We start from the raw sequence: 13,433 nt of genomic DNA on the forward strand, positions 1-13,433 counted from the left end.
GGCCGCCCGCGGTGGCACCGATGCTGGTGCATGGCGACCTGCGCAACGGCAATCTGGTCGTGGGGCCCGAGGGCCTGCGCGCCGTGCTCGACTGGGAATTGGCCCACCGCGGCGACCCCATGGAAGACCTGGGCTGGTTCTGCGTGAACGCCTGGCGCTTCGGCGGCACCGGCCGGCCCGCTGGCGGCATCGGCACGCGCGAGCAACTGTTCGCCGCCTACGAGGCGGCCGGCGGCGCGCGGGTGGACCCGCAGCGCGTGCGCTTCTGGGAAGTGCTGGGCAACCTCAAGTGGGGCGTCACCTGCGATGCCATGGGCCTGGCCTGGCGCAGCGGGCAGGACCGCCGCATCGAACGCCTGGCCATCGGCCGCCGTGCCACCGAGGTCGAGGCCGATCTGCTTCAACTCATCGCGCCCCGCGGCGCGGCTTCATCATGAACCTGCCTGCCCAGCCCGAGGAGATCCTGGCCGCGGCGCAGTCCGCCATCGAGGCGGCGGTGCGCCGGGAGGAGGGCGCGGGCCGATCCGACTTCGACCTGCGCGTGGCCGCGCGGCTGCTGGGCGTGCTCCAGCGCGAGCAGCGGCAGGGCAAGGCCGCGGAAGCGGACGAGCGCGCGGGCCTCCTGCGACTGCTGTGCGCACATGGCATGGCCAATGACGACATGGCGGGCGGGGCGTCGCTGGACGCGCTGCGGCAGCGCCTGTGCGACGGCATGGCCGATGACCGGCTGGCGGTCGACGACCCGTCGCTGCTCGTCCATCTGTGGCGAACCACCCTGGCCCGGCTGGCCATCGACAACCCGGCCTACCGGTGGTGAAGCCGTTGGCCGCGCCGTTCTTTTGATAAACCGACGCGTCGGGTTATAAACGAGGGCGTCGTGCGATTCGCAGCCTGACGCCGCAGCGTGCAGCGCGGCGCGTCGCCTCTCCCTGTCCCCACGCCGAATCCCGTCCAGGAGCCCTTCCGTGAACGTGCTGATCGTCCATGCCCACCCGGAGCCGCGCTCCTTCAACCGTGCATTGCTGGACACGGCCGTGCGCACGCTGGGCGGGCAGGGCCATCAGGTGGTGGTGTCCGACTTATATGCCATGGGCTTCAACCCGGTGGCGGGCCCCGGCGACTTCAGCGAGCGCCGCTTTCCCGATGCCCTGCAGTACGACCGCGAGCAGAAGCAGGCGTCGCAGCGCGGCAGCTTCGTGCCCGACATCCAGCAGGAGATCGACAAGCTGCTGGCCTGCGACCTGCTGATCCTGCAGTTCCCGCTGTGGTGGTTCTCGGTGCCCGCGATCCTCAAGGGCTGGATCGACCGGGTCTTCGTCAACGGGCTGGTCTATGGCGCAGGCGGCAAGCGCTTCGACCAGGGCGGGCTGCGGGGACGCCGGGCCATGCTGTCCTTCACCACCGGCTGCTTCCCCGCCATGATGGACAGCGACGGCCTGCTGGGCGAGCGCGACGTGATCCTGTGGCATCTGCAGCATGGCGTCTTCGGCTACAGCGGCCTGCAGGTGCTGCCGCCCTTCGTGGGCTGGGCCATCCAGTACAGCGACGAGGCCCAGCGTGCGGCCTATCTCGATGCCTATGCGCAGCGGCTGCGCGGGATCGAGGGCGACAGCCCCATGCCCACGCATCCTCTTGCGGATTTCGGCCCCGACTGGCGGCTCAAGCCGGAAGTCGCGCCGCGCACGGCCGGCCACCGCCGCGCCGCCGCCGCGCCCACGACGAGGCCGGACCTGTGAGCGCCACTGTCCCCGTTCCCGATCTGGCCGACCGACTGCAGCTGCGCGCCGCCGGACCCGGCCGCTGGCGCAACCTTCATGGCGACGCCAACCAGAACGGCCGCGCCTATGGCGGCCAGCTGCTCGGCCAGGCGATGCATGCCCTGCTCATGGAGATGCCGGCCGGCCGTGCGCCCACCATGATGCAGTTCCTCTTCCTGCAGGGCGCCATGCCCGCGCAGCCCATCGTCTTCGAGGTGGCGCGGCTGCAGGAAGGCAAGCGCTTCAGCGCCTGCCATGTGCGCGGCACGCAGGGCGAACGCACAGTGCTCGATGCCCATGCGACCTGCGCCGCCGCCATGGAAGGGCCCTCGCACCGGCTGGACAGTGCCGCGCCGCCTGGCGAGCAGCCGGCGATCCTGCCCACGCTCGAGGACATCCCGGCTGCCACGCGCGAGGCCCTTGCCCGCATGGGCGGCTACGGCCGAGGCTGCGATGCCGCGATCGATTCCCGCATTCCAGAGATGGAGCGCCAGCTCGATCCGCAGCGCGCCGGCCCGCAACTGCGCTACTGGCTCAAGGCGCCGCAGCCGCTGGGCGACGATCCGGCCGTGCAGATCGCCGCCTTCGCCTATCTGTCGGACTGGTGGCTCAACGCCTGCATGCTGTTGCCGCACCTGGGGGAGGCGGGCGAGCGGGCCATGTACATCTCAAGCCTCAACCATGCGCTGTGGCTGCACGCCCCGCTGCGCGCCGACGACTGGCTGCATGTGCAGACCGCCTGCGTGCATTCGGCCGGCGGCCGCGGCCTGGCGGTGGCGCAGTACCACGATGCCGACGGCCGGCATGTGGCCACCGCCACGCAGGACTGCCTGATGGCCTTCGCGGGGCGTTGAGCCGGCCTTTCAGACCTGCTCGTCGGGCAGTTGCACCCGCAGGCCTTCCAGCTCTGCCTGCATGCGGATCTGGCAGCACAGCCGGCTGGTGTCGCGCAGATCGGGCACACCCTCCAGCATGAAGGTCTCGGTCTCGGTGCGCGCGGGCAGCAGGGGCAGGAAGGCCGGGTCCACGTAGCCATGGCAGGTGGCACAGCTGCAGGCCCCGCCGCAGTCGCCCAGGATGCCCGGCACGCCGTGGTCCACGGCCACCTGCATCAGGCTGCGGCCCACCGGCGCCTCGACGGCATGTTCGGCACCTTGGGGGTCGATGAAAACAACGGTGGGCATGGGGCTTCGTCCTTGGTGAAAGTCGCTGAAACGGGGTTTGACATAGTCCGTCTCGTCGGACTATTATTCCATCAACGCAGTCGCCGGACAACACACATCCACATCGAACGGAGGAACCCTGGCATGGACCCTTGCGCCCACGTGATTCCCATCACCCCTGCGACCGCCGCCCCCGTGCCGCGGTGGGACCAGCTCGTGCGCGAAGGCCACGTGCACGGCTCGCTCTACACCGACCCGGCCATCTACCAGGCCGAACTGGAGAAGATCTGGTTCCGCACCTGGGTGTACGTCGGCCACGAGAGCGAGATCCCCAACGCCAACGACTACGTCATGAAGTCCATCGGGCCCGAGCCGGTGCTCATGACGCGCGACCGCACGGGCCAGATCCACCTGCTGCACAACCGCTGCCCCCACCGCGGCAACCGCGTGTGCATGACGGAGCAGGGCAACGCGCGCTCCTTCACCTGCCCCTATCACGGCTGGACCTTCGCCAACGACGGCGCACTCAAAGGCTGGCCCTTTCCCTCGGGCTACGAGGGTGTGGACCGCAAGGACCATGGCCTGGGCAAGGTGGCCCGCGTCGCCAGCTACCGCGGCTTCGTCTTCGGCTCCATGGCAGCCGAAGGCCCCAGCCTCGAAGAGCACCTGGGTGCGGCCATGAAGTCCATCGACGCGCTGTGCGAAACCTCGCCCGAGGGCGAGGTGCAGGTGACGGCCGGCTTCCTCAAGCACAAGGTCAAGGCCAACTGGAAGTTCCTGGTCGAGAACGAGACGGATGGCTACCACCCGTCCTTCGTGCATGCCTCCATCTTCGAGGTGGCGCAGAGTGGCATCGGCTCGCTCTACAGCGCGGAGTCGACGGCGGTGTCGCGCGACTTCGGCAACGGCCACACCGAGAACGACCTGCGGCCCGAGTTCCGCAAGCGCGACGAGCCCATGTCCTGGTTCGGCACCACGGCCGACCGGCTGCCCGACTACGCCGCGCGCATGAACGCGGCCTATGGTGAGGAGAAGGCGCGCCGCATCATGATCGACGGCACGCCGCACATCATGATCTTCCCGAACCTGTTCATCGCGGAGATACAGATCTTCGTGCTGCAGCCACTGTCGGTGAACGAGACCGTGCAGCACGTGACCGCGCTGCAGTTCAAGGGCGCGCCCGACCTCAACCGCCGCATGCGCCAGCAGACCATGGGTTCGGTGGGGCCGGCGGGATTCCTGCTGGCCGACGATGCCGAGATGTACGAGCGCACGCAGATGGGCGTGCAGATGCGCAATCCCGAGTGGCTGTTCCTGGGCCGCGGCATGCACCGCGAGCGCCGCGACGCGGACGGCTTCCTGATCGGCGACAACACCGACGAGGTGCCCAGCCGCGGCATCTGGCGCCACTACCGGCAGATGATGGAGGCCGCGTGATGCCGATGAGCCCCGAAGCGCGCGCCGCGCTGGAAGACGTCACGCAGTTCATCTACCGCGAAGCCCGTCTGCAGGACGAGCACCGCTACGACGACTGGGAAGCGCTGTGGACCGACGACGGCGTGTACTGGGTGCCGGCCAACGGCGACGGCGGTGACCCGGAGCAGGTCATGTCGATCATCTACGACAACCGCTCGCGCATCGCACTGCGCATCCGCCAGTACCACACCGGCAAGCGCTTCAGCCAGACGCCGCAGTCGCGCCTGCGCCGGCTGGTGTCGAACATCGAGGTGGAGCAGGACGATGGCCAGGAGCTGTCGGTGGGCTGCAACATGCTCATCTTCGAGAACCAGACCCGCGGCGACGTGCTCTGGGCCGCGCGCACCGAGTACCGGCTGCGCCGCGTGGACGGCACGCTGCGCATGGTGCGCAAGAAGGTGAATCTGGTGAACAACCAGGACGCCCTGTACTCGATGGCCTTTCTCGTCTGACATGAACCCACCCCGTTTGGACTTCCTCACTGCGTGTGGAAGTCCCATCCCCCTCAAGGGGCGCACCCGGCGGCCGGGCAAAGCCCGTTCCGCGGGTGCACTGACATGGCCTGCTCCGCGGCCATTCGACGGATAACTGACGCGCCATCCATGGCGGACACGGAGACAAGCATGAACACCCCGACCCAACCCGGCCCCGAGCGGCTGGTGGCCGACGGCCCGGTGCTGCTGAGCCTGCATGCGGATGGCGTGGCCCATTTGCACCTGAACCGGCCCGACGCAGCCAACGGCCTCAACGTGGAGCTGCTGCGCGCGCTGCACGATGCGGTGCTTCGCATCCACGGCGACGGCCGCGTGCGTGCCGTGCTGCTGACCGGCGAGGGCAGGCACTTCTGCGCGGGCGGCGACGTCCACACCTTCCTTGCGAAGGGTGAGGCGCTGCCGGACTACATCCGCGTGGCGACCGCGCTGCTGCAGCTGGCCACGGCCGCGTTGATCCGGCTCAATCCGCCGGTCGTCGCCGCTGTGCATGGCTTCGCGGCGGGCGGGGGCGGCATGGGCCTGGTCTGCGCCAGCGACTTGGTGCTCGCGGCCGAGTCGGCCAGGTTCCTGGCCGGTGCCACCCGCGTGGCCATGGTGCCCGACGCCGGCGTGTCGGCGACGCTCACGCAGCTGGTGGGCTTCCGGCGTGCGATGGAGATCCTCATGCTCAATCCGACGCTCACCGCAGCCGAGGCGAAGGAGATCGGCCTCGTCACGCGCGTGGTGCCCGATGCCGAACTGCAGGACGCCGCCTGGGCCCTGGCCCGCGAGCTGGCGGCGGGCGCGCCGGCTGCGCTGGCCAACACAAAGCGCCTGCTGTGGAACGGCATCGGCCAGGGCGTGGAAGCGGCCATGCCTGAAGAGAACCATGCGCAGGCCTTCCTCTCGGGCATGGCCGATGCGCGAGAAGGCCTGGCGGCCGTGATCGAGAAGCGCGCGCCGCGCTTCACTGGGCGCTGAATGTCGGGCACCACCGCAGCGCGGCGACGCGCACTGGTGACCGGCGGTGCCCGCGGCATCGGCGCGGCCATCGTCCGGCGTCTGGCGGCCGACGGGCTGGAGGTCTGGTGCGCCGACCTTGACGCCGATGCAGCCCGGGCGCTGGCGGCCGAGACAGACGCCAAGGCCTGCACGCTCGACGTCTGCGACTTCGACCGCGTGCATGCGGCACTGGCCGACATCGGCCCGCTCGACGTGCTGGTCAACAACGCGGGCGTGGACCAGCATGCCTTCTTCACGCAGACCGCGCCCGCCGACTGGCGCCGGCTGCTGGCCGTGAACCTGGAGGCCGTGCTCAACACCACCCATGCCGTGCTGCCTGGCATGCAGGCCCGCGGCCACGGCCGCATCGTCAATGTGGCTTCCGAGGCGGGCCGACTGGGCTCGCGCGGCGGCTCGGTCTATGCGGCCGCCAAGGGCGGGGTGATCGCCTTCACCCGCTCCATCGCACGCGAGAACGGCCGCAAGGGCATCACCGCCAACGTGGTGGCGCCGGGCCCCATCGACACACCGCTGCTGCGGCAGGCCGTGGCGGCGGGCGGCGATCGGCTGATGGATGCCATGACGCAGGCCACGCTGCTGGGGCGCCTCGGCAGCGCGGAAGAAGTGGCGGCGGCCGTGGCCTTCCTGGCATCGGAGCAGGCCAGCTATGTGACGGGCGAGGTGCTGGGCGTCTCGGGCGGCATGGGGTGCGGGGCATGAGCGGCGAACTGCCTCAGGCCACCGACGACGGCGCCGTCGAGGCCGTCATCGCCAAGGTGCGCGCTGTCTATGGCCGCTGGCGCCGCGACACGCCCGTGGCGCAGATGCGCGCCGATTGGGACCAGCTCTTCAGCGCCACCGGCGACGCGCGTTTCACGCCCGTGCAGGCCGACGGCGTGCCCTGCGCCTGGATCGCCGCGCCGGGCGTGCGCGAGGACCGCGTCATCGTCTACTTCCACGGCGGCGGCTTCCAGGTCGGCTCGCTGCAGTCGCATCGCGAGCTGATGGGCCGGCTCTCCGCCGCGGCGGGCGTGCAGGTGCTCGGCGTGGACTACCGGCTGGCGCCGGAGCAGCACCATCCCGCGCCCCTGGAGGACGCCCTCACCGTGATGCGCTGGCTGGGCACGCAGGGCCTGCCGCTGCCGCACATCGCTCTGGCCGGCGACTCCGCGGGCGGCGGGCTGGCGCTGGCCACGCTTCTGGCGTTGCAAGGTCTGGGCGACGAGCGCCCGGTCGCCGCCTTCGTCATGTCTGCCTGGACCGACCTGGCCGCCACCGGCGAGAGCTACGAGACGCGCAAGCAGGCAGACCCCATCCACCAGCGGCCCATGATCCAGGCCATGGCCCGCAACTTCCTGGGCCCGCAGGCCGATGCGCGCGACCCGCTGGCCTCGCCGCTGTATGCCGATGCGGCGGCGCTGGGCCGGCTGCCGCCCCTGCTGCTGCAGGTCGGCGACCGCGAGACGGTGCTGAGCGACTCCGTCGAATTCGCGCAGCGCGTCAATGCCGCGGGCGGCCGAGCCGTGTGCCAGGCCTGGCCAGGGATGGTCCACGTGTTCCAGCAATTCCCGAACGAGCTGCCCCAGGCGCGCGCTGCGCTGGCGGAGGGCGGCCTCTTCCTTGCCGCCCACCTGGGCGGCGCTTCCACCGGAGACATCGCCTCATGATCGGAATCACCGCCTACGGCGGCTACATCCCGCGCCTGCGCCTGTCGCGCCAGGCCGCGGCCCAGGCCAATGCCTGGTACGCGCCGCAGTTCGCCGGCCGCAAGGGCATGCGCGCCTTCGCCAATTGGGACGAGGACAGCATCACGCTGGCCGTGGCCGCCGCGCGCGATGCGCTGGGCCCCGCCACCCAGCGCGACCGCGGTCGCGTGCGCGCACTGCTGCTGGCCTCGGACACGCTGCCCTTCGCCGAGCGCCTCAACGCCGGCGTGGTGGCCGGTGCGCTGGCGCTCGACGAGGACATCGAGGCGCTGGACCTCGGCGGCACGCAGCGCGCCGCGCTCTCGGCCTTCACCCAGGCCGCGGCCCGGGTGCGTGCCGGCGGCGGCGACACGCTGGTGCTGGCCGCCGACAACCGGCGCACCCGCGCGGCCAGCGCGCAGGAGCTGGACTATGGCGATGCCGCCGCCGCGGTACTGGTGGGAACCGAGGACGTGCTGGCCGAGTACCTGGGCGCCGGCACCGTCACGGCCGACTTCGTGGACCACTTCCGCGCCACCGGCGAGGAGGTGGACTACCACTGGGAAGAGCGCTGGGTGCGCGACGAAGGCATCGCCAGGCTGGTGCCGGCCGCCGTGAAGGCGGCGCTGGCGCAGGCCGGCGTGACTGCGGCCGAGGTGGACCATTTCCTCTTTCCCAGTACCTTCGCCAAGATGGACCAGCAGCTGGCCAAGGCCTGCGGTATCCGCGCCGAAGCGGTGGCCGACAACCTGGCCGACAGCGTGGGCGACAGTGGCGTGCCGCACGGCCTGTTGTTGCTGGCGCGGGTGCTGGAGAAGGCCACGCCCGGCCAGTGCATCGTGCTGGCCCAGTTCGGCAGCGGCGCGCAGGCGCTGGTCTTCCGCGTGACCGAGGCCATCCGCAGTTTTGCGCCTGCCCGTGGCGTCTCGCGCTGGCTGGCGCGTGGCGTGGAGGAGCGCAACTACACCCGCTTCCTGTCCTTCAAGGGCCAGCTCCAGCTGGAGCGCGGCATGCGCGGCGAGGCCGACCGCAAGACGGCACTCTCCACCGCCTGGCGCCACCACCAGGCATTGCAGGCGCTGGTGGCCGGCCGCTGCGAGGTGACGGGCAGTGTGCACTTTCCGCCTTCCCGCCTGAGCTACGACGCCACGCCGCTTCAGGACACGCAGAAGCCCCATCCGCTGGCGGACCGGCCGGCGCGCATCCTGAGCTGGTCGGCCGAGTACCTGTCCTGGCATCCGGCGCCGCCACACCACTACGGCCAGATCGACTTCGAGGGCGGCGGCCGCATCCTGATGGACTTCACCGACCTGGAGGTGGGCGAGGTCGATGCCGGCACCGCCATGGAGATGGTCTTTCGCATCAAGGACATCGACGAGCGCCGCGGCTTCACGCGGTATTTCTGGAAGGCCACGCCGGTGCGTGGCGAGACGCAGGCTTGAGGAGCACGGACACCATGGCACAAGGCATCAAGGACAAGGTCGCCATCCTCGGCATGGGCTGCAGCAAGTTCGGTGAGCGCTGGGACGCCAGCCCCGAGGACCTCATGCTGGAGGCCTACAACGAGGCCATTGCCGACGCCGGCATCGCGCCCGAGCAGCTGGGCGCGGCCTGGTTCTCGACCCACATGGACGACGTGGGCACCGGCCGCGGCGGCACGCCCATGGGCATCGCGCTGCGGCTGCCCAACATCGGTGTCACGCGGGTGGAGAACTTCTGCGCCGGCGGCTCCGAGGCGGTGCGCGCGGCCGTCTACGCGGTGGCGGCTGGGGCCTGCGACATCGCACTGGCGCTGGGCGTGGAGAAGCTCAAGGACACCGGCTACGGCGGCCTGCCGATGGCCACCGTCGGCACCTACATCCCGCAGTGGTATCCCAATGCGGTGGCGCCGGCCAACTTCGCGCAGCTGGCCACGGCGTACCGCGCCAAGCATGGCGTGGATGCCGCGCTGCTCAAGCGGGCCATCTCGCATGTGTCGATCAAGAGCCATGCCAACGGTGCCAAGAACCCCAAGGCCCATCTGCAGAAGCCGATCACCGAGGAGCAGTGCCTGAAGGCACCGACCATCGCGGCACCGCTGGGGCTGTTCGACTGCTGCGGCGTCTCGGACGGAGCGGCGGCCGTGATCGTCACCACGCCGGAGATCGCGCGCAGCCTGGGCAAGACCGACCTCGTCACCTTCAAGGCCCTGCAGATCGCCACCTCCAACGGCTGGGAGCTGCAGTCCAGCGAATGGGACGGCAGCTATGTGCACACGGCCCGCGTCGCTGCTCGCCGCGCCTATGCGGAGGCCGGCATCGCCGATCCGCGCACCGGCATCAGCATGACCGAGGTGCACGACTGCTTCTCCATCACCGAGCTGGTGACCATGGAGGACCTGGGCCTGTCGGACGAAGGCCGCGCGGTCTATGACGTGCTCGACGGCGCCTTCGATGCCGACGGCCGCGTTCCCTGCCAGATCGATGGCGGGCTCAAGTGCTTCGGCCATCCGGTGGGCGCGAGCGGCATCCGCATGCTCTACGAGATCTACCTGCAGCTGCAGGGCCGGGCGGGCGCGCGCCAGTTGTCCAACCCGAAGACAGGGCTGATCCACAACCTGGGCGGGCAGCCGTCGCAGAACGTCTGCGCGGTGTCCATCGTGGGTCTGGAGGGCGTGTGACCGGGGAGGCAACGGCGGGCACGCCGGTCGTGCTGCTCGACCATCCGGCGCCCCACGTGGCGCGGCTGCGCATCAACCGCCCCGACAAGCGCAACGCCATCGACCACGCGGTGCGCCAGGGCTTCATCGACCACCTCACGGTGCTGCTGGCCGACCCGCAGGAGCGGGCGCTGGTGCTGGGCGGCGTCGAAGGTGTCTTCTCCGCGGGCGGCGACATCCCCAGCATGGTGGGCCTGTCCGAAGGCCAGGCGCGCGAGCGCATGCAGCACATCCATGGCCTGTGCCGGCTGGTGGCCCACGCGCGCATTCCCGTGGTCAGCGCGATGGAAGGCGTGACGGCCGGTGCCGCCGTCGGCCTGGCGCTGCTGGGCGACCGCATCGTCATCGGCCGCGGGGCGCGGGTGCTCTTTCCCTTCCTCAAGCTGGGCCTGGCACCCGACTGGGGCCAGCTGCTGACGCTGCCGCGCCGCGTCGGCCTGCCCGTGGCCCGGCGCCTGCTCAGCGACGGCCATGCCGTCGGTGGCGAAGAGGCAGTGCGCCTGGGCCTGGCGGATGCGGTTCACGACGATGACCGGGTGATGGCCGAGGCCGTGGCCCTGGCCGCCTCGCTGGCCCGCCTGCCCGGTGAGGCCTTCGCCCGGATGAAGCAGCGGCTGCACCATCCTTCCGCGTCGCTCGACGAGGAGCTGCATCGCGAAGAGGCCGACCAGGCCGTGTGCCTGACCGGCGAGGACTTCCGCGAGGGCTACGACGCGTTCGTGAACAAGCGCAGCGCCGACTTCATCGGCCGCACCGGAGCCGCACGATGAGCACCGATGCCAATGCCGTGAATGCCGGCGCCGAACTCGTCCTGCGCAGTCGTGAAGGCGCCGTGGGCCTGCTCGTGCTCAACCGGCCCGACAAGCGCAATGCGCTGGACCTGGCCATGCGCGCCGCCATCGCCGACGCCATGCGCGCGCTGGAGGCCGATGCCGAGGTGCGCGCCATCGTCATCACCGGCGGCGACCAGGTGTTCGCCGCCGGTGCCGACCTCAACCTGCTGGTGGACAAGGGCGCGCAGGACGTCGCCGGGCTGGACCTGGGCCAGTACTGGGCACCCGTGGCCCAATCGCGCAAGCCCGTGATCGCGGCCGTCGGTGGCTTCGCGCTCGGCGCGGGCTGCGAGCTGGCGCTGATGTGCGACTTCATCGTGGCCGACGCCACCGCGCGGCTGGGCCAGCCCGAGCTGGCGGTGGGCATCATGCCCGGCGCAGGCGGCACGCAGCGGCTGGTGCGCAGCGTGGGCAAGCAGGTCGCGAGCCTGATGTTGCTGACGGCCGAACCGCTGACCGGTGAGCGCGCCTTCCAGCTGGGGCTGGTGGCCGAGCTGGCGCCCGAGGGCCAGGCGCTGGCGCGGGCGATGGAACTGGCGCGCAAGGCCGCACGCCTGCCGCCCAAGGCCGTCGAAGCCACCCGGCGCGTGCTGCGCCAGGGCGCCGACCTGCCGCTGGACGCCGCGCTGGCGCTGGAGAACCGCGAGTTCCTGCTGCTCTTCGACACCGAGGACAAGACCGAAGGCATGCGCGCCTTCCTCGACAAGCGCAAGCCGCAGTTCAACGGCCGCTGAAGGCTGTCGTCACCCCCCCCTCGCGTTCATCGTTCAATGGCCACGTCATCAAACACCACCACGATCGGCGTCGTCGGCGCCGGCACCATGGGCCGCGGCATCGTGCAGCTCTTCCTGCAGGCCGGCCACACCGTGCGCTGCCACGACGCCCAGCCGGGCGCGGCCGCCAAGGCCGTCGACTACGTCGACGGCATGCTCGCCCGCGCCGTCGAGAAGGGCCGCATGGCGGCGGCCGACCACCAAGCCGCGCGCGGCCGGCTCCATGCCTGCAGCGCGCTCGAAGAACTGGCCGACTGCACGCTGGTCATCGAGGCCATCGTCGAGGACCTGGAGGCCAAGCGCAGCCTGTTCCGGCAACTGGAATCGTTCGTCGCCGACGACGCCATCCTGGCCAGCAACACTTCCTCGCTCACGGTGGCCGAGATCGCCGCCGCCTGTGCCCGGCCCGGGCGCGTGGCCGGGCTGCACTTCTTCAACCCGGTGCCGCTGATGAAGGTGGCCGAGGTCATCGCTGCGGTGCGCACGGCGCCGGCCGTGGTGCAGCGCCTGTGCGCGCTCACCGAGTCGGCCGGCCACCGCGCGGTGGTCACGGCCGACCAGCCGGGCTTTCTCATCAACCATGCGGGCCGCGGCCTCTATACCGAGGGCCTGCGCATCGTGGAAGAGCAGGTCGCCAGCCCCGCCGACGTGGACGACGTGCTGCGCGAGGCGCTGGGCTTTCGCATGGGGCCCTTCGAGCTGCTCGACCTGACGGGCCTGGACGTGTCGGCACGGGTGATGGCCTCGATCTTCGAGCAGTTCCAGCACGAGCCGCGCTTCCGTCCCTCGTCGCTGGTGCCGCCGCGGGTGGCGGCCGGACTCTTCGGCCGCAAGAGCGGGGAGGGCTGGTACCGCTATGAAGAGGGCCAGCAGCAGCGGCCGAAGGTGCGGCCGGTGCCGGACTTGCCGGCCGGCCTGGCGGTGTGGGTGGATCCGCAGGCCAGCGGTGCAGAAGGGTTGCGCGCGCTGGCCGAGGCCGCGGGCGCACGCGTGCTCGCTCACCCGGCCGATGCCGACCTGCTGCTCCTGCAGCCCTGGGGCGAGGACGCCACCACCGCCGCACTGCGCCGGGGCCTGGATGCCGCGCGCTGCGTGGCCGTGGACCCGCTGCCGCCGCTCGCCCTGCGCCGCACGTTGATGCTCACGGCGGTCACCGCACCGGCGGTGCGCGATGCCGCCCATGCCCTGCTCGCGGCCGACGGCACGACCGTCACCGTGATCAACGACAGCCCCGGCTTCATCGCGCAGCGGGTGATGGCGACCATCGTCAACATCGCCGCCAACATCGCGCAGCGCGGCATCGCCAGCGTGCCCGACCTGGAAGACGCCGTCCGCCTGGGGCTGGGCTATCCCCGCGGCCCCCTGGGCTGGGGCGACCACCTGGGCGCGGGCCGCCTGCTGCAGGTGCTGCAGGCGCAGCTGGCGGCCACGGGCGACCCGCGCTACCGCCCCGCCGCCTGGCTGCAGCGCCGCGTGGCGCTGGGCCTGCCCCTGACCACCGCCGAGGCGCGGCGCTGAGCCGGCCGGCACAGCCAGGCACGCCCATTCACGCAGAACTTCCCGAGGAGACAAG

At 71.1% G+C, this 13,433-nt stretch carries 15 protein-coding genes; 14 read left to right on the forward strand and 1 reads right to left on the reverse strand.

Going from position 1 to position 13,433, the window contains the following annotated elements; genetic code table 11:
* The 4 genes from QZ772_RS11075 to QZ772_RS11090 form a co-directional block, all read left to right on the forward strand.
* Window positions 1–437 (forward strand): phosphotransferase (locus QZ772_RS11075; RefSeq protein WP_295525909.1); only part of this gene is annotated, 437 nt, incomplete at its 5' end.
* Window positions 434–817: a DUF6285 domain-containing protein gene (locus QZ772_RS11080; protein ID WP_295525911.1), complete on the forward strand. Its 384-nt coding sequence runs from the start codon at window positions 434–436 to the stop codon at window positions 815–817. The genes QZ772_RS11075 and QZ772_RS11080, both read left to right, overlap by 4 nt.
* A gap of 148 nt (window positions 818–965) precedes the next feature.
* Complete coding sequence (locus QZ772_RS11085; RefSeq protein WP_295525913.1) at window positions 966–1,736, forward strand: NAD(P)H-dependent oxidoreductase; 771 nt, start codon at window positions 966–968, stop codon at window positions 1,734–1,736.
* On the forward strand, window positions 1,733–2,611 hold the full coding sequence (locus QZ772_RS11090) for an acyl-CoA thioesterase II (RefSeq protein ID WP_295525915.1): 879 nt from the start codon (window positions 1,733–1,735) through the stop codon (window positions 2,609–2,611). The genes QZ772_RS11085 and QZ772_RS11090 overlap by 4 nt, the downstream gene beginning before the upstream one ends.
* Before the next feature lie 9 nt (window positions 2,612–2,620).
* Here QZ772_RS11090 and QZ772_RS11095 read toward each other — a convergent pair whose 3' ends face one another.
* A complete protein-coding gene (locus QZ772_RS11095; protein ID WP_295525917.1) occupies window positions 2,621–2,941 on the reverse strand; it encodes a 2Fe-2S iron-sulfur cluster-binding protein in 321 nt (106 codons plus the stop codon).
* A gap of 123 nt (window positions 2,942–3,064) precedes the next feature.
* On the opposite strand from QZ772_RS11095, the gene QZ772_RS11100 reads away from it, so the two are divergent.
* The 10 genes from QZ772_RS11100 to QZ772_RS11145 all read left to right on the forward strand — a co-directional run bounded on the left by QZ772_RS11100 (window position 3,065) and on the right by QZ772_RS11145 (window position 13,378).
* Window positions 3,065–4,357, forward strand: a complete 1,293-nt coding sequence (locus QZ772_RS11100) for an aromatic ring-hydroxylating dioxygenase subunit alpha (protein ID WP_295525919.1) — start codon at window positions 3,065–3,067, stop codon at window positions 4,355–4,357.
* Complete coding sequence (locus QZ772_RS11105) at window positions 4,357–4,848, forward strand: aromatic-ring-hydroxylating dioxygenase subunit beta (protein ID WP_058641037.1); 492 nt, start codon at window positions 4,357–4,359, stop codon at window positions 4,846–4,848. The genes QZ772_RS11100 and QZ772_RS11105 overlap by 1 nt, the downstream gene beginning before the upstream one ends.
* Window positions 4,849–5,019: 171 nt before the next feature.
* Window positions 5,020–5,850, forward strand: a complete 831-nt coding sequence (locus QZ772_RS11110) for an enoyl-CoA hydratase-related protein (protein WP_295525922.1) — start codon at window positions 5,020–5,022, stop codon at window positions 5,848–5,850.
* Window positions 5,851–6,591: an SDR family oxidoreductase gene (locus QZ772_RS11115; protein ID WP_295525924.1), complete on the forward strand. Its 741-nt coding sequence runs from the start codon at window positions 5,851–5,853 to the stop codon at window positions 6,589–6,591.
* Window positions 6,588–7,538 (forward strand): alpha/beta hydrolase fold domain-containing protein, encoded by a 951-nt coding sequence (locus QZ772_RS11120; RefSeq protein ID WP_295525927.1) that lies wholly within the window; start codon window positions 6,588–6,590, stop codon window positions 7,536–7,538. The genes QZ772_RS11115 and QZ772_RS11120 overlap by 4 nt, the downstream gene beginning before the upstream one ends.
* Window positions 7,535–8,998, forward strand: coding sequence for a 3-oxoacyl-[acyl-carrier-protein] synthase III C-terminal domain-containing protein (locus QZ772_RS11125; RefSeq protein WP_295525929.1), 1,464 nt, complete (start codon window positions 7,535–7,537; stop codon window positions 8,996–8,998). The genes QZ772_RS11120 and QZ772_RS11125 overlap by 4 nt, the downstream gene beginning before the upstream one ends.
* Window positions 8,999–9,012: 14 nt before the next feature.
* Entirely contained in the window at window positions 9,013–10,215 is a 1,203-nt protein-coding gene (locus QZ772_RS11130) for an acetyl-CoA acetyltransferase (RefSeq protein WP_295525932.1), read from the forward strand.
* Window positions 10,212–11,024, forward strand: a complete 813-nt coding sequence (locus tag QZ772_RS11135; RefSeq protein WP_295525934.1) for an enoyl-CoA hydratase-related protein — start codon at window positions 10,212–10,214, stop codon at window positions 11,022–11,024. The genes QZ772_RS11130 and QZ772_RS11135 overlap by 4 nt, the downstream gene beginning before the upstream one ends.
* Window positions 11,021–11,821, forward strand: a complete 801-nt coding sequence (locus tag QZ772_RS11140; protein ID WP_295525937.1) for an enoyl-CoA hydratase-related protein — start codon at window positions 11,021–11,023, stop codon at window positions 11,819–11,821. The genes QZ772_RS11135 and QZ772_RS11140 overlap by 4 nt, the downstream gene beginning before the upstream one ends.
* A 36-nt stretch (window positions 11,822–11,857) precedes the next feature.
* Window positions 11,858–13,378, forward strand: a complete 1,521-nt coding sequence (locus QZ772_RS11145; RefSeq protein ID WP_295525940.1) for a 3-hydroxyacyl-CoA dehydrogenase — start codon at window positions 11,858–11,860, stop codon at window positions 13,376–13,378.
* Window positions 13,379–13,433 lie beyond the last annotated feature (55 nt).

Source organism: uncultured Pseudacidovorax sp. (assembly GCF_913773995.1).
Taxonomy (GTDB): Bacteria; Pseudomonadota; Gammaproteobacteria; order Burkholderiales; family Burkholderiaceae_C; genus Xenophilus.